General features: G+C 61.0%; 22 protein-coding genes. 10 read left to right on the forward strand and 12 right to left on the reverse strand.

Going from position 1 to position 25000, the window contains the following annotated elements; all coding sequences use genetic code 11:
* Positions 1 to 59: 59 nt before the first annotated feature.
* Both ilvB and CP557_RS13980 read right to left on the reverse strand, forming a co-directional pair.
* Positions 60 to 1880: a biosynthetic-type acetolactate synthase large subunit gene (gene ilvB, locus CP557_RS13975; RefSeq protein WP_097380471.1), complete on the reverse strand. Its 1821-nt coding sequence runs from the start codon at positions 1878 to 1880 to the stop codon at positions 60 to 62.
* Positions 1881 to 2206: 326 nt separating this feature from the next.
* Positions 2207 to 3415: a LeuA family protein gene (locus CP557_RS13980; RefSeq protein WP_245853082.1), complete on the reverse strand. Its 1209-nt coding sequence runs from the start codon at positions 3413 to 3415 to the stop codon at positions 2207 to 2209.
* 517 nt (positions 3416 to 3932) lie between these two features.
* Between CP557_RS13980 and CP557_RS13985 the strand changes: the two genes are divergently transcribed.
* Both CP557_RS13985 and CP557_RS13990 read left to right on the forward strand, forming a co-directional pair.
* Positions 3933 to 4388, forward strand: a complete 456-nt coding sequence (locus CP557_RS13985) for a ferritin-like domain-containing protein (protein WP_097380473.1) — start codon at positions 3933 to 3935, stop codon at positions 4386 to 4388.
* Between the two features lie 189 nt (positions 4389 to 4577).
* A complete protein-coding gene (locus tag CP557_RS13990) occupies positions 4578 to 4868 on the forward strand; it encodes a DUF5779 family protein (RefSeq protein ID WP_097380474.1) in 291 nt (96 codons plus the stop codon).
* A 180-nt stretch (positions 4869 to 5048) separates the two neighbouring features.
* Here CP557_RS13990 and CP557_RS13995 read toward each other — a convergent pair whose 3' ends face one another.
* On the reverse strand, positions 5049 to 5735 hold the full coding sequence (locus CP557_RS13995; protein ID WP_097380475.1) for a VOC family protein: 687 nt from the start codon (positions 5733 to 5735) through the stop codon (positions 5049 to 5051).
* A 289-nt stretch (positions 5736 to 6024) separates the two neighbouring features.
* Between CP557_RS13995 and CP557_RS14000 the strand changes: the two genes are divergently transcribed.
* Together CP557_RS14000 and CP557_RS14005 are read left to right on the forward strand one after the other, a co-directional pair.
* Complete coding sequence (locus tag CP557_RS14000) at positions 6025 to 6708, forward strand: hypothetical protein (RefSeq protein ID WP_097380476.1); 684 nt, start codon at positions 6025 to 6027, stop codon at positions 6706 to 6708.
* A gap of 76 nt (positions 6709 to 6784) precedes the next feature.
* On the forward strand, positions 6785 to 7207 hold the full coding sequence (locus CP557_RS14005; protein WP_097380477.1) for an MPN domain-containing protein: 423 nt from the start codon (positions 6785 to 6787) through the stop codon (positions 7205 to 7207).
* A 98-nt stretch (positions 7208 to 7305) separates the two neighbouring features.
* Here CP557_RS14005 and CP557_RS14010 read toward each other — a convergent pair whose 3' ends face one another.
* The gene (locus CP557_RS14010; protein ID WP_006186097.1) at positions 7306 to 7515 is read right to left on the reverse strand and encodes a ribbon-helix-helix domain-containing protein; all 210 of its coding nucleotides are present in this window, start codon (positions 7513 to 7515) and stop codon (positions 7306 to 7308) included.
* A gap of 169 nt (positions 7516 to 7684) precedes the next feature.
* Between CP557_RS14010 and CP557_RS14015 the strand changes: the two genes are divergently transcribed.
* Complete coding sequence (locus CP557_RS14015) at positions 7685 to 8014, forward strand: helicase associated domain-containing protein (protein ID WP_097380478.1); 330 nt, start codon at positions 7685 to 7687, stop codon at positions 8012 to 8014.
* 11 nt (positions 8015 to 8025) lie between these two features.
* Here CP557_RS14015 and aglJ read toward each other — a convergent pair whose 3' ends face one another.
* From aglJ to CP557_RS23295, 5 genes are all read right to left on the reverse strand, one after another.
* A complete protein-coding gene (gene aglJ / locus CP557_RS14020; RefSeq protein ID WP_097380479.1) occupies positions 8026 to 9033 on the reverse strand; it encodes an S-layer glycoprotein N-glycosyltransferase AglJ in 1008 nt (335 codons plus the stop codon).
* Between the two features lie 92 nt (positions 9034 to 9125).
* Positions 9126 to 10415, reverse strand: coding sequence for a UDP-glucose 6-dehydrogenase AglM (aglM, locus tag CP557_RS14025; RefSeq protein ID WP_097380480.1), 1290 nt, complete (start codon positions 10413 to 10415; stop codon positions 9126 to 9128).
* A 92-nt stretch (positions 10416 to 10507) separates the two neighbouring features.
* Positions 10508 to 11242: a UTP--glucose-1-phosphate uridylyltransferase AglF gene (aglF, locus tag CP557_RS14030; RefSeq protein ID WP_097380481.1), complete on the reverse strand. Its 735-nt coding sequence runs from the start codon at positions 11240 to 11242 to the stop codon at positions 10508 to 10510.
* Between the two features lie 298 nt (positions 11243 to 11540).
* Positions 11541 to 12986: an oligosaccharide flippase family protein gene (locus CP557_RS14035; protein ID WP_097380482.1), complete on the reverse strand. Its 1446-nt coding sequence runs from the start codon at positions 12984 to 12986 to the stop codon at positions 11541 to 11543.
* Between the two features lie 272 nt (positions 12987 to 13258).
* Positions 13259 to 14479, reverse strand: coding sequence for a glycosyltransferase family 61 protein (locus CP557_RS23295; RefSeq protein WP_097380483.1), 1221 nt, complete (start codon positions 14477 to 14479; stop codon positions 13259 to 13261).
* Between the two features lie 134 nt (positions 14480 to 14613).
* Here CP557_RS23295 and CP557_RS14045 point away from each other — a divergent pair, with 134 nt between their 5' ends.
* Positions 14614 to 16083, forward strand: coding sequence for a sulfatase family protein (locus CP557_RS14045; protein WP_097380484.1), 1470 nt, complete (start codon positions 14614 to 14616; stop codon positions 16081 to 16083).
* Positions 16084 to 16096: 13 nt separating this feature from the next.
* Positions 16097 to 17455: a sulfatase gene (locus CP557_RS14050; RefSeq protein ID WP_097380485.1), complete on the forward strand. Its 1359-nt coding sequence runs from the start codon at positions 16097 to 16099 to the stop codon at positions 17453 to 17455.
* Here the strand turns inward: CP557_RS14050 and CP557_RS14055 are convergent.
* The 3 genes from CP557_RS14055 to aglG all read right to left on the reverse strand — a co-directional run bounded on the left by CP557_RS14055 (position 17452) and on the right by aglG (position 20548).
* Positions 17452 to 18411 carry a glycosyltransferase gene (locus CP557_RS14055; RefSeq protein WP_097380486.1) on the reverse strand — a complete coding sequence of 320 codons (960 nt, stop codon included), beginning with the start codon at positions 18409 to 18411 and terminating at the stop codon, positions 17452 to 17454. The two genes, CP557_RS14050 and CP557_RS14055, sit on opposite strands and share 4 nt — an antisense overlap.
* A gap of 141 nt (positions 18412 to 18552) precedes the next feature.
* Entirely contained in the window at positions 18553 to 19539 is a 987-nt protein-coding gene (locus CP557_RS14060; protein ID WP_097380487.1) for an SDR family oxidoreductase, read from the reverse strand.
* A 49-nt stretch (positions 19540 to 19588) separates the two neighbouring features.
* Positions 19589 to 20548 carry a glucosyl-dolichyl phosphate glucuronosyltransferase gene (aglG, locus tag CP557_RS14065; RefSeq protein WP_097380488.1) on the reverse strand — a complete coding sequence of 320 codons (960 nt, stop codon included), beginning with the start codon at positions 20546 to 20548 and terminating at the stop codon, positions 19589 to 19591.
* 174 nt (positions 20549 to 20722) lie between these two features.
* On the opposite strand from aglG, the gene CP557_RS14070 reads away from it, so the two are divergent.
* The 3 genes from CP557_RS14070 to CP557_RS23300 all read left to right on the forward strand — a co-directional run bounded on the left by CP557_RS14070 (position 20723) and on the right by CP557_RS23300 (position 24916).
* The gene (locus CP557_RS14070; RefSeq protein WP_097380489.1) at positions 20723 to 23629 is read left to right on the forward strand and encodes an oligosaccharyl transferase, archaeosortase A system-associated; all 2907 of its coding nucleotides are present in this window, start codon (positions 20723 to 20725) and stop codon (positions 23627 to 23629) included.
* Positions 23630 to 23721: 92 nt separating this feature from the next.
* Complete coding sequence (locus tag CP557_RS14075) at positions 23722 to 24663, forward strand: DUF368 domain-containing protein (protein ID WP_097380490.1); 942 nt, start codon at positions 23722 to 23724, stop codon at positions 24661 to 24663.
* A gap of 118 nt (positions 24664 to 24781) precedes the next feature.
* Positions 24782 to 24916: a DUF7503 family protein gene (locus CP557_RS23300; protein ID WP_277612558.1), complete on the forward strand. Its 135-nt coding sequence runs from the start codon at positions 24782 to 24784 to the stop codon at positions 24914 to 24916.
* Positions 24917 to 25000: the final 84 nt, after the last annotated feature.

Raw genomic sequence — 25000 nt, forward strand, 5'->3', positions numbered from 1 at the left:
TCGAGACGGCGACGTCGTCTCGGGGTTTCGGTTACAGTCGGACGCGGTTCGTCCGGCGCTCATAGCTGGTCCTCCGTGAGTGCGAACTGGCCGTTGTCGCCGCCGCTTGGCACCATCGGATAGACGTTGGCGTCGGGATCGATGTGGACGTCGATCACCGAGGGGCCGTCGTACGCGATGGCGTCGTCGATCGTCTCGGCGACATCGTCGTAATCGTCGATTCGGAAGCCACACGCGCCAAACGCCTCGGCGAGTTTGTCGAACTCGGGCATCCAGCCGTAGTCCGACGCGGAGTGACGCCCGTCGAAGAAGGCGTCTTGCCACTGGCGGACCATGCCGATGTACTCGTTGTTGAGCACGGCGACCGTGATGTCGAGTTCCTCGCGGACGGCGACCGACAGTCCCTGCAGCGTCATCAGGAACGAGCCATCGCCGTCGATACAGACGACCTCCTGGTCGTCGTCGGCCGCGAGCCGCGCGCCGATCGCCGAGGGCAGTCCGTACCCCATCGCGCCGAGGCCGTGACTCGAGACCCAGGTCCGGGGCTCGGTGTACGTCCAGTACTGACAGGCCCACATCTGGTGTTGGCCGACGCCGGTGGTGACGATCGCCCGGTCGCTCGTGGCCTCGTCGAGGGCCTCGACGACGAACTCCGGCTGGACCGGCTTGTCCTCGGGCGCGTCGTAGGCCATCGAGTAGTCGGATTTCCACTGCTGGCACTGGGCGCGCCACTTCTTCGCTTCCGGCGAGGAATCGACGGCCTCGCTCAGCTGCTCGACGACGGTTTCGGCGTCGCCGATTAGCGGGTAGTCCGCGTGGATGTTCTTCGAGATCTCCGCCGGATCGATGTCGACGTGGATGACCTTCGCGTCGGGCGCGAAGGTCTCGATGCCACCGGTCAGCCGGTCGTCGAACCGGGTACCGATCCCGATCAGCGTGTCACAGTGGGTGACCGCCATGTTCGCGTAGCCGGTGCCGTGCATGCCCGCCATCTCGAGGGACAGCTCGTGGTCTTCGGGGAACGCGCCGATGCCGGGCATCGTGGTGATGACCGGGATCTCGTGTTCGATGGCGAACTCGCGGCAGGCCTCGCTGGCCTCGCCCTTGATGACGCCACCGCCGAGCAGCATGACCGGACGAGCGCAGTTCTCGATCCGCTCGGCCGCCGCGTCGACGATCTCCGAATCCGCCCGCTCTTGCACCTGGTAGGTGTCCGGAACGGTCGGGGCGTCGGGCTCGCGGTCGGTCGCTCCCTTGGTGATGTCTTTCGGCAGGTCGACCAGCGTCGGTCCCGGTCGGCCCTCGCGGGCGAGTGCGAACGCCTCGCTGACGTCGCTGCCGACGCGATCCGAATCGCTCGCGAACGTGTTGTCCTTCGTGACTGGCGTCGTGACGCCGGTGGTGTCGGTCTCCTGGAAGGCGTCGTTGCCGACGAACTCCGTCGGAACCTGCCCCGTAAGCGCGACCATCGGATCAGAGTCCATATCGGCGTCCGCGATGCCGGTGACCAGGTTGGTCGCACCCGGCCCCGACGTCGCCAGGCAGACGCCCGGCTCGCCGGAAACGATGCCGTAGGCGTCGGCCGCGTGGGCCGCGCCCTGTTCGTGGGCCATCGTCACGTGACGGATGTCCGAATCGTAGAGGGCGTCGTAGACGGGCATGATCGCCCCGCCCTGGACGCCGAAGGCGTACTCGACGCCCGCGTTCTCGAGGGCGCGAACGACGGATTCGGCACCCGTCGTGACCGGCTCGGCCGTCGATCCGGAGTCGCCGCCTGCCGCGTCGTCCTCGGTGACCGCATCGGGCGCGGCGCTGTCGGTGATCTGATCGTCGTCCTGTTCGTCGTCCGCTGGCGTGACCTTTGCTGCGCGTTCGCTCATCTGTTGTCTCCCGCCGTTGTCTGGCGATCGAGTGGTGTACGGTAGTGTGGTGTCATCTGGTGGGGTGGTGATCGCTCGAAGAACGATACGCCGTCGGGTCCGAAGCTACGAGGTACTAGAAATGGGGCTACAGAGCCCCTACAATACGAATCGAAGCGAACGCGCTGGTGTCGACCGTGCGAACGCGAGCCGACAGGGGAGCGCGGACCGTCATTACTGTATACGTAGTTCCGTCGAGGATCATAATCCTTACGAGTCGCTCGAGCCCGATCGCTCGACCGCGATAGCCGGGGCTCGCCAACGGAGGCAAACGGGGAGGACATCCCTCAGGCGCGCACCTCCTCGTGGTCTTGCTGGCGTTCGACGCCAGCCTCCGTCGCGAAGCGCTCGAGGTCGTCGACGGTGACCCGGCGCTTCTCGGCCCCGTAGTCTTTGACGCGGCGGGTGACCGCTCGGACCTGCTCGTCGGTGGGTGCAAAGCCACACTCGACGAGCCGTTCGCGGACCGAGTGGGTCCCGGTGTGTTTCCCCATGACCAGTCGGCGTTGTGCACCGACCATCTCGGGGGTCATGACGCCGGGTTCGAAGGTATCGGAGTTCTCGATGACGCCGGCGGCGTGGATGCCGCTCTCGTGGGAGAAGGCGTTGGCACCGACGACGGGCTTGTTGCCCGGCGTGTCCATGCCGCTTTTCTCCTCGACGACGTTCGAGAGTTCGGTGATGCGTGTCGTGTCGATCCCCGTATCGGTCTGGTAGAGCGACTCGACGGCCATCACGTACTCCTCGTAGGCGGCGTTGCCGGCGCGTTCGCCGATCGAGTTGACCGACACCTGCGCCTGGGCCGCGCCGGCTTCGATGCCGGCCAGGGCGTTGGCGGTCGCCAGCCCGAAGTCGTCGTGGGTGTGGACGTCGACCTGTGCGTCGGTGTGGGCACAGACCTTCTCGATCATGGCCCGGAACCGGGTCGGCGTGGCGACGCCACAGGTGTCGGGAATGTTGATCCAGTCGGTTCCCGCCTCGGTGACCGCTTCGATCACGTCGATCAGGAACTCCTCGTCGGTTCGGGTCGCATCCATCGGCGAGAACATGCAGGTCACGCCCGCGTCTTTGATGCGTTCGACCGACTCGACTGCGCGCTGTACGACTTCCTCCCGGGTGGCGTGCATCGAATCCTCGATCTGGACGTCGCTGGTGGACACGAACGTATGCACCATCTCGACGCCGGAATCGAGTGCCGCTTCGATGTCCTTGTCGACGACGCGGGCTAACCCGCAGGTCGTCGAACTGGTTGCCGAAGCGATATCACGAACGGCCTCGAACTCGGCGTCCGAGTTGACGGGGAACCCGGCCTCGATGACGTGGGTTCCCATCTCGTCCAGGATGGACGCGATCTGCCGTTTGTCGTCGTAAGAGAACGAAGTGCCGGGTGACTGCTCGCCGTCCCGGAGGGTCGTATCGAAGACACGTGCTGACTCTATTTCGTCAGTGGAATCTAACGTGCCCTGGAAGAACTCGACCCCCCTGATTGGTATCAGAGGATGGGCTGTCTTGTGAAGACATTGTATCTGAACCCGACGTGCGACGATATATATAAAACTATCGCTGTTGCCAGCGCAGGCTGGCGGTCAACAGGCCGTTATCGTTCGTGGTGTTCCGAAAATCGCAAGACAGCGACGACCTATTATGGTATCCCCCTCTCCTAGTACTCTCTAGTGATCGGCGGACGACTGGCCCAATCGACGGCTGCTCACCTCGGATCGCCGCCCGTTTTCTCCCGCTGACCTCGCTCGAGCGCTGGCGCGCGCTCGATGGTGGACGTTCGGTCGATATGATCTTCGATAGCACCCGATTTCAGGAGATTGTCAAAATATCGGACGTATGCAGTCACGAACGATCGGTCGGACGGTGTCGGACTCGAGAATCACAACTCCTCCCCCCGACGGGATCGTGGTTTCGGAGCCGCCGCGAGGTGAGGTCCGGACACAGCTGTCGGCGTCCCGAAGCAAGCGCGCGTGTGAGGACTATATGCCCGGTCGTGATAGGACGGTGCGCATGACGACTGACGAGATTACCGATCTACTGACCGCAGCGTACATCGACGAACTCGAGACCGTAATGAACTACCTGACCAACGCGATCGTCCTCGACGGCATCCACGCCGAGGAGGTCAAGGCGAGTCTCGAGGAGGACATCCAGGAGGAACTCGAGCACGCCCAGATACTCGGCGAACGGCTGAAGCAACTCGACGAGTCGCCGCCGGGCTCGGAATCGTTCGAAGCCAACCAGCACAGCCTCCAGCCGCCCGAAGACACGACCGACGTCCAATCGGTGATCGAGGGCGTCCTCGAGGCCGAGGAGAGTGCCGTCGAGACCTACCGGTCGCTGATCGAGGCCGCGACCGAGGCCAACGACCCCGTCACCGAGGACGTGGCGGTGACGATCCTCGCCGACGAGGAGGCCCACCGCACCGAGTTTCGGGGCTTCCAGAAGGAGTTCCCGATGGACTGACCGATCGTCTCCGCGAGCGAACGCAGTGAGCGAGCGGGCCGAGGAACTCTCGAAGCCGCGCCTCCGGCGCGGCTGAGGGGGTGACGCAGGCTTTTCATCGAAGTTTTGCCGAGGGCGCGCCAAAGGCGCGCCCGCAGCGCAAAAGTTCGGAGGCGAACGTTTTTCTCGCCCCGGTTCGACCCACCGGGTATGAGCGATTTCGACCTCGACCTCCGGGCTGTCGAGGACCACATCGACGAGGAACTCGACCTCGAGGGGAGTATCGTCCTCGGCGTCCTCGATGGGACGACACCCGACGACGAGTGGCTCGAGTCGGTCTCGAACGGAAACGTCCTCGTCCTCAACGTCGAAGGGGACGTCAACGAGTTGGCCGCAGGGTTCGCACGGGATCTCAAGGAAGCGGGCGGCAGCCTCGTCCACTTCCGCGGGTTTCTGCTCGTGACGCCGCCGGGCGTGGACGTGAGTATGGATCGGCTCTAAGAACCCGCCCGACGCGACGGCGGCACCGACGTCGAAGGCGACGAGAACGGCGCGTCCGAGCGCCTGCCGTGGACCGTCCCTCCCGGACGCAACCGGCTCGAGGCCGACGTCGGAGCCCCGTTCGAGACCACGGAGGCACCCGATAGCCGGGACGGGACCGGCTGCTCGAAGGCACCGGTCTCACGTCGAAACGAACGTCACGAAGTGACCGTCCGGATCGCGAACGACGACTGCTTCGTCCGTCTCCCGCTCGAGCGACCGGATTCGATCATCGACCGCCGCGAGCGCCGCCGCCGGATCGGCCGTTTCGAACCCGAGATCGACGTGGACGCCGCCGCGAGCGTCGGCGATTCCCAGTTGAGGTTCCCAGAGCTCGAGCGCCGTCGGGCCCTGCAGTCGCACGCGTTTGCGGCCGCGGCCTTCGTCGACGGGTTCGAACCCCAATTCCTCGTAGAAGGCCCGTGAACGCTCGAGATCCGCGACCTCGAGGACGACTTCGAAGATTCCGTCGATCCCCGGACCGGCGACGTCCTGTTGACCGAGTTCGACGCAGTTGCCGTCGGGATCGTACAGATACAGCGACCGCGTGGGGCCGAACTGCGCTTCCTCGAGGTCGTAGTCGTCGCCGAGCCGGGACCACCACTCGTCGTACTCGGCGTCGGGAATCGAGAACGCGTAGTGGGTGTGCAATCCGCCCCGCGGGAGGCCATCGGGACGGCGGACCACGAGGTCGGTATCGCCGGCTGCAAAGGCGAGTTCCCGATCCCCGCGCTCGCGGACGGTCAGTCCCAGGCGCTCCGCATAGAACTCACGTGCCGACTCGAGGGATTTCGCCTCGAGTGCCAGCCAGGCCAGCCCGGTTAGCATACGAGAACGTACGCGGGGGAGGAGCATATACTGTTGGACGGCAGTCAGTGCGAAAGCGGTAGTCCGGCTCCGATCAGTGCGCGGTCGGTGAGGAACGAGGGCGCTGCACGCCTGATGGACCGACAGCCGTGCGATCAGTGTGTAATAGTCGCAGTCGTGCCGATAGCAGCGGCCGCCGTCAGGGCCGGTTCGGTCCCACCGATCGACTCCTCCACCGACCCGAAACAACGGGAAGCCATCGAGGGCCCGTTTACTTACGCTTATGGGGTTACGTTACGTAACCTTCGGTATGAGCTCACATGTCGACGAGCGGCCGAGCGGTTTCGTGGAGATCGACCGATTCGACGGCGGCGTCGGCTGGATCGCCTATCCCGAGGAGACGATGAAACGTGCCAGTCACGCCCTCGAGATCGACGGCGAGGTCTGGGTGTTCGACCCCGTCGACGCCGCGGGGATCGACGACCTCTTCGCGGAGTTCGGTGACGTCGCCGGCGTCGTCGTCATGCTCGACCGGCACAAACGAGACGCCGCCGCCATCGCGAACCGCCACGACGTTCCCGTCTACGTCCCCCAGTTCTTCGAGGGGGTCAGCGAGGAACTCGACGCGGCGGTCGCTCGCTTCGACGACGAACTCGCCGATACCGGACTCCAGGCGTTTCCCGTGGTCGACAACCGCTTCTGGCAGGAAGTCGCACTGTACAACCCGGCTGACGGAACGCTCATCGTCCCCGAAACGGTGGGAGCGGCCGACTACTTCCTGGCCGGCGACGAGGAGCTCGGCGTCCACCCCATGTTACGGCTCAATCCACCACGGGAAGCGCTTCGCAACGTGGCTCCCGAACGGGTACTCGTCGCCCACGGGCCCGGTGTCATGGCGGCTGCAGCGCGACCGCTCGAGGACGCGCTCGCCGGGTCCCGCAAGCGAACCCCACGGCTGTACGGAGAGATGGTCCGAGCCCTGCTTCCCGTCTGATCGGCCAGCGAACGCGGCCGGAAACCCGACCCCTATCGGGCATACATCTAACTAGCAGCCACTCAAAGGAGGGGCTGTGGTCTACGTAACCCGCGCGCTCGTCGACGTACTACTGGACCTGGCCAGCGACGCCGACCCCGACGACGTGACGACCGGCGTTTCGATCACGCCCGCCAGCGAACTCGAGGGCGCGGACGGTCTCCCCGAAGCGATGCCGGTGTTTACCGACTTTTTCCTCCCCGATCCTGGCAACGCCGTCAACGCCGTCTTCGGCGTCGATCTCTCGACGCCCGCTCGTCAGGCCCAGGGACGGTTCATCTCCCACCCGGTTGGCGAACTCGAGGTCACGCGACGGGACGATCTCGCCGAAATCGTCTTCGTCGCCGTCCCCCCGTGGGAAGTCGACGACGGCTCGTTCGCCGCGTTCGACCGGAGCGGCAAGCGCCAGCCCCTCGAAATCGTCGACGCCTCGCCACCGGGGCAGTCGCTGACGGACTGAATCGAACGGCTCTCGTCTCGAGTCGAACACGTGCTACTTACCGTGGGTCTCGGTAGCGGGGTCGTATCGACCGATAGCAGGGCGTGGGGCCGCCTCCCCTACTCGAGGTAGCCGAGTCCGCGGAGCTGTTCGGTGATCTCTTCGAACTCGGCTTCGGTGAGTTCGCCTTCCTTCTGGTGTTGGATGACGATGCTTCGCAACAGGAACCGGACGAGGTCGCTCGTGCTCTGGAAACTCGTCCCCTCGATGGTCTCCTCGACCCGATCCGCGAGGTCCTTCGGGATCGACACCGTGGTGTATTCGGTCATACGCCATACTCCGTCCCGGCCCCCAAAGGAGTGTCGACGGCTGACTCGCCGAGGCGGTTCCGATGGGGGGGCGTCGCCACCCGGTTCGGTCGACCGTCGTGTTCCGTCGCGGCTGGTCGACCGTCTCCCCAGCCATTTTTGTATCAGGCTCCATAGCGAGAGGTATAGCATGGGAGTCCGGCCACCATCGAGCGGAGACGACGAGGAACCCGACAGCGTCGAGTTCGGTATCGCTGCCGTCGACGCTCATCTCAGGGACGCGGATCTGTCTTTCCCGGCCACGAAAGACGACGTCCGAGCCGAACTCGGTCACGAACGCATCCCCTACGACGTTCACGGAAACGACGTGCCGCTGGGCGAGATGCTCGCCGAAGTCCGGGCCGAGCGGTTCGACTCTCGGCAGGAGTTGCTGAACGCGCTCCATCGCCCCTTCGAAAAGTACCGCCAGCGCCACTCGAGTGGCGTCGTCGCACAGGTTCGCTCGCTGTTACCGTTCTAGCGCAGTCTCCCTTACTCGTCGTCCGTGTCTCGAGCGATCCGCTCGAGGCGACGGCGTTGTTCGCGGTGTAAGGTCACGAGCATGTCCGAGAGGACGCCGAACATGAGCAACTGGACGCCCAGCAGGATGGCAGCCGCCGAGGCAAGCGCCATGACTTCGTGGCTCTGGTGGTACTGAACCCACTCCCAGAGGACGTACACCGCGATGAGGCTCCCCGAGAGGATGCCGGCAACGCCGAGACTGCCGAAGTAGAACAGGGGGTTGTTCGTCTTGGCCAGCGAGTACAGAGCGAGGAGAATCGTCCCGCCGTCTTTGACCGGGTGCAGGTTCGTCTCGGATTCGTCGGGTCGAGCGCTGTAACTGACCGGAACGACCGTCGTCTCGACGCCGTGTTTGACGCATTCGACCGCCAGTTCGGTCTCGATCGTGAACCCGTCCGAATCGAGGGACAGCCGTTTGAACGAGTCGACGGTAAATGCTCGATACCCCGAGAGGATGTCCTCGTAGTTGGCCCCGTGGACGAACCCGAACGCGCGGTTTATCATCCGGTTGCCAAAGCCGTTCAGCGCGCGCATCGCGTCGTCGTCCATGTCGGCGAATCGGTTGCCGATCACGTGTTCGTACCCCCGCGAGAGCGGCTCGAGCATCCTGTCGGCGTCGGCCGGATCGTAGGTCCCGTCGCCGTCGAGCATCAAGACGTACGGAACGGTGATGTACTCGAGCGCTTCGCGGACCGCTTGCCCCTTGCCGTCGCCCGACTGGACGAGTACCTCCGCCCCGTGGTCGCGGGCGATCTCACGGGTATCGTCGGTCGAATCGCCGTCGATGACGAGGACGTTCGTGTACCCCTGCTCGGCGAAGCCCTCGATCACGTCGGCGATCGTCGCCGCCTCGTTGAGCGTCGGAATGAGAACGCACACCTCGTCGGGCGAGATTTCCTCGGCCTCATCCGTAACGGCTATCGCCTCGCCGCCGTCCGAGAGGGGGCTCGAGCCTGTTCGAACCGCATCGTCTTCCATCGAACACAACTCCCCTACCGAACCGCAAAAGGCTACTGATTGAGCAGTGTCGGGTTTTTACGGTCAGTCGGTCCGACGCGAATCAGACGTCGCTACCAGGTCAGTCCCTCGTAGACCTCGAGCGCGTCCTCGTCGAGGTCGATCCGCCGCCCATCGACCACGACGCTGCGGGCCATTCCCTCGAAGGAGAGGTCGTCGAACGCCGGCCAGTCGGTCGCAACGACGGCCCCGTCCGCGCCCTCGAGGGCACCCGCCGCCGAGTCGGCGTACTCGATGTCGGGATAGTCGGGCCGGACGTTCTCGATCGCGACCGGGTCGAAGGCGACGACGACAGCGCCGCGATCCGTCAGGTGATCGATCACGTCGAGTGCGCGCGACTTGCGGATGTCGTCGGTGCCGGGCTTGAACGACAGACCCAGCACCGCGATCCGGGCCCCCTCGAGGTCGACGTGGGCCGCGAGCAGGTCGACGAGCCGTCGCGGTTGCTCGTCGTTGACCGCGACGACCGCATCGAGCAGTTCGGGGTCGTACCCCTGTTCACGAGCGCCGGCCCGCAGGGCGTTGACGTCCTTCGGGAAACAGGACCCTCCCCAGCCCAGCCCGGAGCGCATGAACCGTTCGGAGATCCGATCGTCGAGCCCGACCGCCTCGAGCACCTCGTAGGCGTCCGCGTCGTACTCCCGGGCGATATTCCCGAGCTCGTTGACCAGCGAGACCTTCGAGGCGAGGAAGGCGTTGTTCGCGTACTTGATGAGTTCGGCCTCGCGGATATCGGTCTCGACGAGGTCCGTGTCGCCTCGCTCGAGGATCGGCGCGTACAGGTCGCGAAGCGTCGCGGCGGCTTCGTCGCTGGCCGTCCCGAAGACGACCTTGTCCGGCTCGAGGAAGTCCTCGACTGCGGTTCCCATCCGGAGGAACTCGGGGTTCATCGCGAGCTCGAGCCCGTCGCCGATCTCGGTTCCGGATTCGGCCTCGAGGATCGGACCGACGACGTCTTCGGTGGTGCCGGGCAGAACCGTGCTCTTGACGACCACGAGGTGATCGTCGTCTTTCTCGGCGAGTGCGCGCCCGAGCGATTCCGCACCGGCCTGCATGATCGCGAGGTCGAGACTCCCGTCTTCGGACTGTGGCGTGGGCAAACAAAGGAACGTGACATCCGTCTCGCGGACGTCCTCGTAGTTCGTCGTCGCACGGAGAGTCGTGCCGGCGTGTGCCGCGATTCGCTCCGCGAGGCCGGACTCGTGAATCGGGGCCTCGCCGGCGTTTATCGCCTCGACGATGTCCTCGTCGATCTCGACGTTGGTCACGGTGTGGCCGAGATCGGCGAGACAGGCGGCGACGGTCGTGCCGACGTAGCCGCTCCCGACGATGGAGACGTTCATAGGATCTGCAAGGGAAGGGGACGATTAGTCCCTTTTGGGTTGACCTCGAGTCGTTCGACGACTCGACGACGGACTCGGTCGGGGGAGGGAACCTATTGTTCGACCGGCTCGGCTGGGGGGTCCGTGAGTCGCTCCTCGGCGCGCTCCCTGTCCTCGGGGTAGCCGACGTCGATGCGCCAGCCGTCCATTCGGATCGCATCGATGGTCCGACCAGACTGGATGAGCAGATCGATCGCGTCCGGCAGTTCGTACTCGCCGCGATCCGAGGGCTGGACGAGGTGACACGCGTGGAAGATCTCGGGCGTGAACGTGTAGAACCCGGTCATGACGAGGTTCGACGGCGGATCCTCGGGTTTCTCCATCACTTCGACGATCTCGCCGTACTCGTTGGTGTCGAGGACGCCGTATCTCGAGGCCTCCTCGTAAGGGACTTCCTCGACGAGGAACGCGGCGTCGGCCCGTTCCTCCTGCTGGCGGTTGATCACGTCGCCGAGGTTCGCCCGGAAGACGTTGTCCCCGAGCATGAGCATGAAGTCGTCGTCGACGTGGGGTTCCGCCTGGAGGATGGCGTGGGCGAGTCCGAGCTGTTCCCGTTGGTGAGCGTAGGTGATCGGAACGCCCTCGTACTCGTCGCCGTAGCGCTCGATGATTTTCTCTTTCATGTAGCCGACGACGAGCACGAATTCGGTTGCGCCGACCTCGATGAGGTTGTCCATGACGTCCTCGACGAGCGGTTTGCCGTCGACTTCGACGAGGACCTTCGGCTTGTCTTCGGTGAGCGGCCGGAGGCGGGTTCCCTTCCCTGCGGCCAGTACGACTGCTTGCATGTGCACACTGATTCTACTTGAGTGTTATATGTTTTCGGGGATTGTCGTCGGCTCGGCGTGCGTTCGACAGAACACCGTGGTAGTTTCCGTCCCATCGTGCAACGACGTGCAAAACTCGTACTGAGAGGGAGAGTCGTCGCCGACCGGCGTTGTCGACGGCCGCCCGTCGGAAGTCAGCCGGCGCGATCGTGGCTCCTGCGACACGTCGACGAGATTCCTGCAGTGAGGGACGTGTCGGTGAATGAGATCGTCCTCCGAGCCTGTCGATCGAGCGGCGATGTCCGTCCGGCCATTGATTTCAAACCGCCGGGAAATCGACCGGAATGTTTTGTTCGACGGTTGTCCGGAAATACGAGGAGATGGCAAACAGCGTTCCGAAGTATACCGCTGCACCGAAACCGACGAGTGTTAACACTACGACAATGTTATTGCCGACAGAAATATACGCTGACTCGAGCCAGAGGCCAGTATAGACGACTCCGCCCATAACGACTGCTGCAGCCCATTGTTTCCCAATTTCGCCGAGCGGAACGGAGAACTCGATCAGTGACGAGAGTGAGAAGTAGGCTACGACGAGGCTGATGGCGACCGATGCAGCGGTCGCCGCCGCTGCGCCCACGACTTCGAAGGTAGGGATCAGACTGACGTTTAAAATCACGTTTGCACCGATGAATACGGCATTCACTCTGAAAGAGACATCCGGTCTGTCGATGGCATCCAGTGTCGTCGTGAACTGACGCTGGTATCCCTGGATGAGGGTTGCAACGATGAGTACCGAGAGCACGGTCGCGCCTTGTGTGAATTCCTCACCATATATTCGGAGGAGGCGTTCCCCGAGTAGCGTTCCCCCGATGAGTCCCGGAATGAGAATCAAGCCGCCGTACGTGAGTGCGGTTTCGAATAGGTCTGTTACCGATTGTGCGTCTTCTTCGGCCGAGAGTGAACTCATCTCGGGGAACATCGTCTGGCTCAGTGACCCACCGAACAGTATTAGAAACACCGCGATGTTCCAGGCCGCCGTGTAGATACCGACGAGTGACGACGACACGAAGAATCCGAGGACGGCTACGTCGACCCAGTTGAACGCACGGGAACGGATCTCTCCGAGCCATGAATACTCCGCGTAGGAGAGGAGTCTTCGGTAGTGGTCCACACTCGGTGTCTGTATTTCTTTAAATCGGCGAACCACGATCCACAGTCCAGCCACAGAGACGAGTGCGTAACCGACAGTATATCCGAAAAAGAGACCTGTGATTTTGAATCCACCGAGTATAGCCCCGATCTGCACGATGCTCCGCGTCCCAGTACGAATCGGACTAAAAACACCCAAGACGTGGACAAGATGCTGACCGCTCAGAATCGCATTTACAACCGACTTCGCGAGGTTGACGAACAGGAACAGAATAATAACTTCCGAAGCTGGATATCCGATATAGTCGTTTATCCACCCACTGAATAACAATATTAGTAGAGACATAACTAGGAAGAGGGAAACAACAACGGTCCCACCAGCAATCGCGTAGGCCGCTTCGTCTTCGCCTTCGCTGACGCGTTTGTTAATAGCTTCTGGAATTCCCATTTTCACGCCGATACCTAACCATGCTACTGTTGAGAGCACGAGATAGTAGATACCAAGCGTTTCGGGACCGAGAAGCCGCGCAATAAATATCGTCGCAACGAACCCTAGTACGGACGATAAAAGTCGAGAAGCAAAATGGATAATTGATGTTTGACCAAGCCGCATACGTCTACCGGTTGGAGCAATACAGTAATATGTACTTTTCGTTTCTGGTAGCGGAATAACACCTGTACAGTCATGGATTTTACAGTACCACATCTAATTACAGGCAATTCATGACGTGTAGAAGCAATCACCATCAACCATCACCGATATAACAACATATTTGACGGTCAGTGTGGCCCCATGTGATTTTACTCTACAAAAACTATATTAAATATATTATTCTTAACTAAGACGACATAAGTCAGTTGCATACCACTGATGCCCTGACTTCTTCACCCGATCTGTTTCATTACTTTGTCTTTTAATTCCATAGTGTCTACGTAGAGATCAACCCCGTGACTGTCACACTGTAGGTACTCGTACTCGAGATTGCACAGACATGCGATCCGATAGAACGTCGATTTGAGCCAATCGCCGAACAGTTCAACGACGGTGGTATCCGACGAGTAGATGATATTGGTTAGCCCTGCTCCGTGCGGTCCGATCACGATGTCAGCGTTCGCGAACAACGCGATCTGTTCTTTGACCGTGAGATCCTCAAGTGTATAGGACGTAAACCCGAACCGTTCGAGCGTCGAAATCACGTCCGCCTCGTTCGCGATTCGCCTGCGAGTCGCGTTGGACCTCGAGATGTAGATCCGCTCGTCGTTCCCGGGGGAATCGATATCGAGCCGGTCGTAGGCACGCTGACGCAGCCACTGACATTCTTCGGGCGACGGATCGGGGAACGATGGGACGACGAGACGATCGACCTGCATCGTGTCGGCACCCGTTTGGATCCATCTCCGTGGACCGAACCCGAGCAGTTCGAGAGACTCAGTCATCCACGAGGGGGGATCAGTTGGCACCAAGAGTTTCGGCGATCTGTCCGTTTCGCGTTCGTACAAAGAGACGCCCATGAGTTTCGTGAGCGATTCTGCCGTCCAATGATAATAGTTGTCCCAGAGTGGGACGAGTGTACAGACCGAATCGACCGTTGGTCCGTCCTGTGGCCGTGTTCCGTTCCTGGTAAGCGTTCGCCGTCCCGTTTGGATGGGGTTCCTTTCGTGAAGGACGACCGAGAGAGCCGTCTGAAGGCGATTTTCGAGATTCCACTGAAACGAAATCGTATCGCCGATAAACGAGCCATCGCCTGTAAGACCAAGGCCAGCAGCGGCCCAGAGTTGCGCATCGGGGACTTCACAGACGAACGGCTCTGGGGGGTCTCGATGCTCGAGTGAATCGAATCCATCCTGAGTGTCCGTGACGTCCTTCGTCGGTATTTCTGGTCGAACCGCCTCGGTTGGAACATCCCACCGCCGTCCATGCTGATCCGCCCAGACAGCGAGCGAGTTCGTATCGAGGACCGGCCGAGACGTACGCGAGAGAAGTGCCGGTGCAACGAATCGCTTTAACAGCGATTTCCGGTACGCGATGTCCCAGCCGTTCAGGAGAACACTTTGGAGACCGTTTTGCTGATATTTTCGGTATGCTCGGGTGGATAATTCCGTCATCGTATTAGAGAGAGCCAGAACACACCAATAGGTCCACGCTCGTGCCGTCTCTGAAATAGTCGTCCACGGGTCGATCAATTCCAGCTTCTTGGTCGACAAATATATATTCTGCCTTTGATTACTGCGGGCAACTAATGATAGACAATGTCATCGTCGTTGTCCTCGATGCACTCCGTGCGGACAGGGTCAAGTCCGACGATGGTCGAGATCTCACCCCTTATTTAGACGAACTTGCGAGCGATAGCGTATTCTTTAGTCAGGCGTACAGTACGACGACTGCCACGGACCCGGCGGTTACCTCGCTGCAAACGGGACAGCATCCACTGTCACACGGAGTGCGTAATCACGGAACGCACGTGACTAGCGAGGAGAAGGCAGCCGTCGAAGCCGTCGAATCTGCACCCGAGGTATTCAGCCGAAACGGGTTCGCAACGTCCAAGATCGGGCGTCCCCTCGGCAGGTGGCACAAGCGCGGGTTCGACGAGTATCCGAACGTCTCATCGACTCACTGGCATCGACGTGCGTTCGAAAAACGGATGAGCAAACTCCTGTATAACGTTCATCCGTCGATCGGGGATACGATATCCGGCGTCTACAACAAAATATTCGAATCCGAAGAAACCGACTATGCGGAGCCCGAGGAAGCGGCGGACGAAATCGTCGAAACTCTCGAGGGCGATGACCGCGCGTATAGCTTCGTCCACTGGATGGATACGCACACCCCGTACTCCGCACCGAAGGGGTACGTCGAGGAATGTCTCGATCGGTACGAATACGGCGATTCCAGATCGCTGGAAGCCGTCGCTTCGGAGTACCCGGAGGAATCAATAACTGCGAACAGTCTCCGATCCGGCGGTGTCGTCTACGAGGGATCCGAACCTTGGATCGAAACGGAGTCCGATCCAGGGACGGGACTTATCGACGCTCGATACGACGCTGCAGTGCGATACAGTGATGCCAAACTCGGTGCCCTGGTATCGGAACTTCGAAATCGAGGGTTGTACGATACGACTATGATCGTCGCGCTCTCGGATCACGGAGAATCCCTCGGTGAACACGGAATTTATTACGAGCATCACGGTCTCTACGAGTGTACGGTACGTATCCCCCTATTGATTCACGTTCCGGGTCAGCAACCGACGGAGGTCAACGAACTCGTGAGTATAATGGACGTTCTCCCGACGATGTATGATTATGCAGGGATAGATGACGCACCTCCGACGGACGGTCAGTCGCTGCGACCGGTCATCGAAGACGGTGAAGCGGTCAATCGAACGGAAATCCTTGCCGGAGAGGCCAATGCCCAGCGACGTCGTGCGATACTAACAGACAACTGGAAGTATATACGGGCGCTCGACGACGGAACCTGTCGGTACTGTGATCTTCAACACGCTGCTCGTGAGGAGTTGTACAATCTCGAAGAGGATCCGGGAGAGAATCGGAACGTCGTCGAAGAGAACCCAGATATAGCGACCGATCTTTCAGCACGGATGGAGAATCGAGTCGAAGAACTAACACAAAACAGATCGGAATCCGACGACGATATCACCTACGACGACGAGGAAGAAATGATGGATAGACTTGAGGCGCTTGGCTATCGATGAAAAGGGGAAAAGTATGAATACGATTCTGATCACCGTCGATGCCCTTCGTGCGGATCATCTCGGTCAATACGGCTACGAACGCGAGACGATGCCGGCTCTCGACCGATTGTTGGCGGACGGAACGAAGTTTACCAACGCCTTTGCTAACGGGCCATACACACGCATCTCGGTCCCCTCGTTTCACACGTCCCGATATCTAGCGTACGAGCGATTGGACGAACTCCCGACGATCGGATCGACGGTCAGCGACGCGGGAATCCAGACGGCAGCGATCGGAACACGGACGGGATTTAGACAGTACGAAGGCGGCCTGATGTTCGACGAATTCGTCGATCTCGGGCGGGACACCTATTACGAAGAAGCAAATCAAAACCGTGGACCGATCGAACGACTATCGCAGGGAACCCGACGGGCCGCACAGTACATCGGTGACAAAATTCCGGAAGAGAGTCCCGTTTACGAGCAAGCGAAACGGGCATACGACGCCGTATTGGGGGAAGGGTTCGAGTTCAAGGGATACACTAGTGCCGAGGTGCTGACCGATACTGCAAACGACTGGCTACAGAAGCAAGGCGACGATGAGTTTTTCCTGTGGCTGCACTATATGGAAGGTCATCGGCCATACGGTGTCCACACCAACAGCCCCGCATATCACGACGGGGTGTCGGAAACTCGAATCCGAGAGTTAATGAAGAAAGCCGGAACGGATCCAGAAGCCGTTTCAGCTGCGGAACGGGAGACGCTTATCGACTTGTACGATTCCGATCTCCGCTATTGTTCACAGCAACTCTCGAGGCTGTTCGACGAACTCTCGAAATTGGACCTCTGGGAGGAGACCGCGATACTGTTCTCTAGCGATCACGGCGAAGAGTTCGGCGATCACGGAAAATACTTTCATCGAAACTACCCATACGACGAACTAATTCACGTTCCGCTGATAACCAAGACACCGGAAGAGAACCCAGAAACGATAAGCGACCAGCGAGAGCTGATCGATCTCGCGCCGACGATCTGTGCACTTCACGATATCGAAACCGAGACGCGTCCGTTTTTGGGAACGAATCTCTTCGAGGGGGCCGAACGCGACGTGTACTCGATCGGCGCACAGTGTTCGCGGGAATCAGTCACCGCTGCTCGAAGTAACGGGTGGAAATACCTCTCCGTTGGAGACGATAAATCGTTGTTCGACCTCGAAAACGATCCCACGGAGTCGAAATCGGTCGCGGAGGAGCACTCGCGGGTCGTCTCGAGGTTCGAGCGGCAGATCCCGACTCGACTGTTCGAGTCGGATCCCGAGCAGTTAGAGGCACCCGAGGACGAAGTCGACGAGGGACATCTCGAGGCGTTAGGCTATCTGGAAGTCAAAGACTAGGCCGAGTCGATCGTTCGCGCGTAGATCTCTTTGAGGCGATCCCCGATCCGATCCCAGCTGACTTCCCGGACGGCTTCACGTCCGTTCGAGCGCGTGTCCGCATCGAGTACCGAGACCAGCTGTGCGACCAGCTCGTCTTCCGTCTCGCCGACACCGGACGGGGAGACGTTTCGGAGCCGTGCCCGAACGTCACCGACGTCCGTCGAGACGACGGGGAGGTTACACGCCAGTGCCTCCTTAACGGTATTCGGTGACCCCTCGTGCTCCGAAGTGAGCAAGAGCACGTCGGCGGCGTTCATATACAGTGGCACTTCCTCGTGACGGACACCGGATATCGTCTGGAGTTCGATCTCACTATCGATCCGTTTTCGGGTTCGCTCGACGACGCGCTCTGCCAGTGGATAGTTTTTCCGTTCGTAGTCGGGTGAGTAGGGGAAGAGAACGTGCGTCCGATCGGTACGCCAGCCGACTTCCTCACGCGCCACACGGTCGTCGATCGGTTTGAATCGCTCGAGATCGACCCCACTGGGGATGATGTGTGCGTCGTCACGTCCCAGCAGTTCGCGCATCTCTCGACTTCGAACTGTCACGGCATCGCACTGCCACGCACACGCTTTCGTCACCAGTCCGTCAAATCCGACAACGTCCGATCCCCACAGCGTCAACACGACGGGAAGTTGAAACTGTGTAACTGCATACGGTGCAGTGAGCCCGTAATTCGCGTGTACGAGGTCGTATTCCCCTCGACGCAACTCCCGACGGACGCGAGGAAAGTATTGGAGGTATTCTTTCACGCCGCGACGCCCACCCATGTCACCGTCGATCTGTTCGGCTCCTGGAACGACACACACCGTACAGTCAACGCCTTTTTCCTCGAGAACCTCGATCTGTTGGTCGAAAAAGATCTCCCTCGCAGTGACTAGATGGAGAACCTGAAGGCTGTCGTCGGCTGTCATTCGATTACAGCAGAATTCCCGCGGCGATTGGTTATACTCTTTGCTTGGCGTTCGACAGTATCGGTTCCCCTGACGAGATGTCTCCGAGACCCGATCCGACGGTCCGGTACTCGCTATCGGACGGGACCCCGGAAGTGCATATCACGACCGTCGAACCAGTGGGTCGTACCAGTCCTCGTTCTCGCGGTACCACTCGATGAACTTCCTCGTGCCCTCCTCGATCGAGACGCTGGGCTCGTATCCGAGCACTCGTCGGGCTTTCGATACGTCGGAGTGGGTATGCTGGGCGTCGCCATCTCGGGGGTCGGCGTACTCAATGTCGATCGACGGGTCGATTTCGTCCCGAATGACGTGGGCGAGGTCGTCGATCGTAATTCGATCCGTCGACCCGACGTTCATCACCTCGCCGTCGGCAGCGTCGGTCTCGAGCAATCGCTTGTTCGCATCGACGATGTCGTCAATGTAAGTAAAGTCCCGCGTCTGTGATCCGTCACCGAAGATGACGGGCGGTTCGCCGTGGAAACACCGCGAAACGAAGTTCGTAAAGGCCATATTTGGTCGCATTCGCGGGCCATACACCGTAAAGTACCGTAGTGAGACAGTCGGAAGCCCGTACACCTCATTGTAGACGCGGACGTACTGTTCGGTAGCGACTTTGGAGGCCCCATAGGGGCTCACGGGCGTCGTCGGATGATCCTCGTCATAGGGTAGATACTCGGGTTTGCCATACACCGACGAGGAGCTTGCGTTTACGAATCGATTCACACCGGCCGCTCGAGCCGCTTCAAGCACAGTAAACGTCCCTTCGACGTTTATCCGGGTCGTCTTTTCCGGGTTTTCGACACTCGCGTGTACTCCCGCTTGGGCGGCTTGATGGAAGACGAATTCGACATCAGAGATAGCGTCCGTTACGAGGTCTTCGTCCGTGATGCTACCCTCGAGAAAGGTGTAGTGACCGTCTCCTGTCGTCGCAGCTTCCCTGGCGACTTCGACGTTGCGTTCCTTGATACCGACATCGTAGAACGGTTCCAGAGAGTCGAGAACGACGACGTCGTGTCCATCGCGAACGAACTGCTCGGCGAGATGGCCCCCGATGAACCCTGCGCCTCCGGTAACCAGGATGTTCATTGGTTGTGTAAGCGAGCGTCCGAGTGAAAAACACCTCGGAACCGACCGATCAGTTACCGACCCCAGTGTCTCGACCGGCTATCAATCGCGAGCGATCGACGTCGATCAGTCCATAGAGGTAGCCAAAGCCGACCGCCGCGGTAAAGACGAAGATCGTCACGAGCTGTTTCACCTGTGGCATCGACGGCTTCCCGATCAGATCCGAGAGCCGGTCCGGCACGAACTCGAGCATGAGCTGGCCCAAGTACTCGTTCTTGTCCCCCGACGCCTCCGGTAAGAGCAGATCCATGATCCGCTTGGAATACCCCTGCCAGAAGGACCGAAACACGAGCCACTGGAAGTCGCCACGGTAGTCGAACAGCTTGTGGTGGACCACCGCGTCGGTGTTGTAGATCACGCCCTTCCCGTACTCGTTTGCCATTCGGATACAGATGGGTGCTTCGTGGGCCTGGATATGTCGATCGCCCTTTCGGCCCGTGTTCTCGTCGTAGCCGCCGACGTTCAGGAACACGTCCCGCCGGAACGAGATGTTCGAACCGTACGTGTTCCGTAACTCCTCCATATGTTCGCCCATTCCGCGCTCGTCACACCCGACGAGCCAGTAGAACTCCTCCGGGAAGAAATCGGGTTTGTCGGTGACCCAGTCGGGCGCGACGTGGCCGCCGACCGCGATTGCGTCCGTCTCGTCGTAGACCCGAGCCAGTTCGGCGATCCAGTCGGGTTCGGCGACAGCGTCGTCGTCGATGAACGCGACCACGTCACCCGTCGCGATCTTCGCCCCTCGAGTTCGACTGTAGGAAATCCCCTGATTCTCCTCGTTACAGTGGAGGACGACGTCGTCGAGGTCGCCGTAATCCTCCTGGACGCGCTCGAAGACCGGCTCGTTGCCGTCGACGACGAGGACGATCTCGAGTGGGTCGTACGTCTGGGCGAGGACGCTATCGACACACTCCGAGAAGACGTCGTAGCGTTCCATCGCGTAGGTACAAATGACGACGGAGAGCTTCATTGGGAAACGGATTTCGGAGAGGCCAGAATAAGCTTTTTCGTTCACGAGGGATCGCTATAACGAGGATCACGGTACTCGACCGACCGAGGGGAGACGCCTGGTGGGGGAGCGGGTGTCAGCGATCCCACGAGTATATAACAAGACTTATTCTTGGGTTGGGTCTGGTGCAACCTAATGAGTACCGACACAGAACACGTCGAGGACGGGACCGAAACCTCCATCCTCGAGACGTGGCGGGAATGGTATCATCTCCCCGTTCTCGGGGTCGTGATGCTGTTTATGGTCTGGTTGCGAACCCAGGCGTACGGGCGGTTCATTACCGACGACGGCACGCCCGCGCTGGCTGGGATCGACTCGTGGTATCAGTGGCGAACGATCAGCTGGACGGCCGAAAACTATCCACAGACGGTTCCGTACGAGGTCTGGACGGGGTTCCCAACCGGAAACTACGTGGGGCAGTTCGGGACGTTGTTCGACCAGCTCATCGTCACCGCGGCGATGATCGTCGGGCTCGGCGATCCGTCCACCGAAACGCTGTACGCCGTTTCCCTGCTCGCGATTCCGGTGATGGCCGCACTCGTGGCGATCCCGGTCTTTTATGCCGGTCGCCGGCTCGGCGGGACGATCGGCGGCATCGTCGCCGTCCTCGTCCTCGCGCTCGCGAAGGGACAGTTCCTCGCCCGCTCGACGGTCGGACAGCTCGACCACCACGTCGGTGAGGTCCTGTTCATGGCGATCGCCGTCCTCGCGATGATGGTCGCGCTCACCGTGGCGGAACGCGAAAAGCCGATCTACGAACTGGTCGTCGACGGGGACTGGGACGCGCTCCGGACTCCCGCCCTCTACAGCGGGCTCGCCGGCCTCGCGCTCACGCTGTACATCTGGGTCTGGCCGTCCGCGGTCTTGCTGATCGGTATCTTCGGCGTCTTCTTCACCGTACAGCTCTGTCTCGATTACCTCCGCGGGATCTCGCCGGATCACGTCGCCTTCGTCGGCGCGGTGAGTCTCGGCGTGACCGCCGTCCTGACCGCACTGTTGATAGAGCGACCCGGTAGTATGAGTTCGACGAGCTTCGGCTTCCTCCAGCCGCTGACGGCCCTTCTCGTCGCCGCTGGCTGTGTCTTCATGGCCTGGCTGGCTCGCCAGTGGAACGACCGCGGCCTCGAGCGCGCGTACTATCCCGTCGCCGTCGGCGGACTCATCGGCGCAACGTTGCTGGTGATGTGGCTCGTCCTTCCGGGACTGTTCGACACCCTCATCGGGAACGCGACCCGTCGCATGCTCCCGTTCGGTGGCGCGACGACTGACCTCACGATTCAGGAAGCACAGCCGCCCGAGGACTTCTTCGGGAGCGTCTTCCGGGAGTTCGGCAGCGCGTTCTATACGATGCTCGCCGGCCTCGCATTCCTCGCGATTCGGCCGCTGTTCGACCGGAAATTCCGTGCCGAGCACACCCTGATCATCGTCTGGTCGCTGTTCTTGATTAGCATGTCGGCGACACAGGTTCGCTTCTCGTACTACCTCCTGCTCGCCGTCGCAATCGTCAACGCCGCGTTCGTCGCGGAACTCGTCAGGCTCTTCGATCTGGATCTCGCCGGGAGCCTCGAGTCGCTCCGGCAGGTCGAAACCTATCAGGTCATCGTCGTCGTCTTAGTCGTGCTCCTCCTGTTCGCGCCGTTGTTGCCACCGCTGGCCACGGCGACTGCATGGAGCACTGCCGAGAACACCGAACCGCATGGAAGCGCCACGACCTGGGAGGAATCCAATCACTGGCTCGCGGAGAACACCCCTGCGCCGGGCAACTACGGCGAGCCGAACAACGCCGACCAACTCGACTACTACGGCGCGTATAGCCCTGGGGACGGTGATTACGAGTATCCGGACGGGTCCTACGGCGTGATGTCGTGGTGGGACTACGGCCACCTGATAACCACGCAGGGCGAACGGATTCCCCACTCGAACCCGTTCCAGCAGAACGCGCGATCGTCGTCGGCGTACTTGACTGCGGGCTCCGAGGAACGAGCGGAACTGATCCTCGATGGGATCGCCGCTGGCGGCTCCGTCACCGACAAATCCAACGCGGAACTCGAGAGCCTCGTCGACGGTAACGAGACCGACGAGGAGATCCGCTACGTGATGATCGACGACCAGATGGTCGGCGGAAAGTTCAGTGCGATTACTCGATGGACCGGCCCCGATTACAGGTCGTACGTCGGAACCGAACAGTACCAGGTCGGCAACAACACGAGGGAGTTGCCGAGCATGAACAGCAACTACGACAATACGACGATGGCGTCGCTGTATCTCGATGACGCCACGGGGATGGAACAGTACCGACTCGTCCACGAGAGCGACGAGTACGCGATCGTCGGGAGTATGATGGTACGTGGGACCCCGTACCCGCGGAATTCGTTGCAACTCACGAGTTCGGGATGGAACAATCAAACGCAACGGATCAACAGCCAGCTCGCGACAGCCCGCAGTAACGATGCAGTCACGCAGCTGTCCGGTATCCAGCTGTGGGACGCTCACGTTACGTCGTCGGTGAAGACCTTCGAGCGCGTCGAGGGAGCGACGATTACCGGGAGCATCGACGACACGAGCGGCATCGACGCCGCCAACGCGACGGTCGGGACCTCGGTCGAACTCGAGACCGACACCGGCCGAACGTTCACGTACGCACAGCAGACGGAACTCGCCGAGGACGGTAGCTTCGAGATGACCGTTCCGTACGCGACCGACGACGAGCTCGGCGTCGACGACGGCCACACCAACAGTAGCGTCGAAGCGGTCGGCAACTACAGCATCGGTACCGTGATTCCAAGCGGGGACGGCGTCGTCCGGTATACCGGCGAGACGACGGTCTCCGAAACCGCCGTGGTCAACGGTGAAACGGTCGACGTCACCCTCGAGGAACTCGAGACGCAGGAGCCAACGGAAGGCAACGAAACGACCGGCAGCGAAACCAGCGGAACCGACGGGACCACGGAGTCGAGCGACACCGAGTCGACGACCGACGGTGCGACTACCAACGAAACGGCTGAATCGATCACACCCGTTGCAGTCGAACCAGCACACTAACTACGTCGGATCGGCCCGTCGCCCCTCGAGTCCCGGTTCGGTCGACGCGTGAAGTGAGAAGCCTTTTGCTGCGGAACGAATACCCTCGAGCAATGCGGAAGTTTCTCACGGTGTATTGCAAGGGATTCGCGATGGGATCGGCCGACGTCGTCCCGGGGGTCTCGGGAGCGACGATCGCACTGATCGTGGGCATCTACGATCGGCTGATTCGGGCGATTACGGCGATCGACCCCCGTGCGTTCCGACCAGCGATGCGCGTCCACGAGCCGACAGGGCGAACGGCGCTGCGGACGGAACTCGAGCGGATCGACGCGGCGTTTCTGGTGGCGCTTGGACTGGGGATCGGGACGGCCATCGTCGCCTTTTCGGAGCTGATGCATACCGCGGTGACCGAGTACCCGGTTCCGACCTACGGCTTCTTTTCGGGATTGATCGGCGCGTCGGCGATCGTGTTGTACGGTGAGATCGAGCAGTGGACGCGCCGCCGTGTCGTCGTCTCGGCCGCGGGGGTCGTCGTCGCCGCCGGTGTGACGGGGCTTACCCAGACCACCGCCTCGCACGGGCCGGCAATGATCGTGTTGGCGGGAGGGGTTGCGATCTGTGCGATGCTTCTACCGGGGGTTTCGGGCGCGTTCTTCCTGTTGATACTCGGTCAGTACGAGTACATGACGGGAGTGCCGAGTGCGTTCATCGATGCGCTGATCGGGGTGTTCGACGGCAACGGGCTCGCGCCCGTCGTCGAGACTGGAACGGTCATCGCGCTCTTCGGGCTCGGTGTGTTCGTCGGACTGTTCACGATGGCACACGCCGTTCGGCGCGCCCTCGCGGCGTACCGGGCCGCGACGCTCGCCTTCCTGGTGAGTTTGATGGTGGGTGCGTTGCGGCTCCCGGTCACGGAGGTCATGACGAACCTCGGGATGGGACCGCTGGAACGGCCTCTGGTCGCCGTTGCCGCGGCCGTCGTCGGTGCCGGTGCCGTGTTGTTGGTCGATCACACCACCGCCGGCCTCGAGTACGAACCGAGCGACGCGTAGCGGCAACCGGTATCCGGTCGAATCCGTCACTCGAGTCCGATTGCAGTTCTATCACGATAATTCCTCTCCGGAAGTATAAGATAAATTTATTTCCATCGGCGACAACCAATGGAATGTAATGTCCGCGAAAGACAGCATGAAGGATTACCTCGCACAGCACCCACGAATGATCGGCGCCCTGTTCACCCTGTTCGTCCTGCTCAGTCAGGCCGGCTCGGTGGCAGCAGGAAGCACGTCCCAGATCGGACCGTAACGCGGCGACGAAAATTCAATCAGTTTTGTTCGAAGCGGCGACGAGACGTACCACGATAGCACGACCGGTCAGCAGCGACTCTCG

It is taken from the genome of Natrinema ejinorense, from assembly GCF_002494345.1.
In the GTDB taxonomy this organism is placed as follows: domain Archaea; phylum Halobacteriota; class Halobacteria; order Halobacteriales; family Natrialbaceae; genus Natrinema; species Natrinema longum.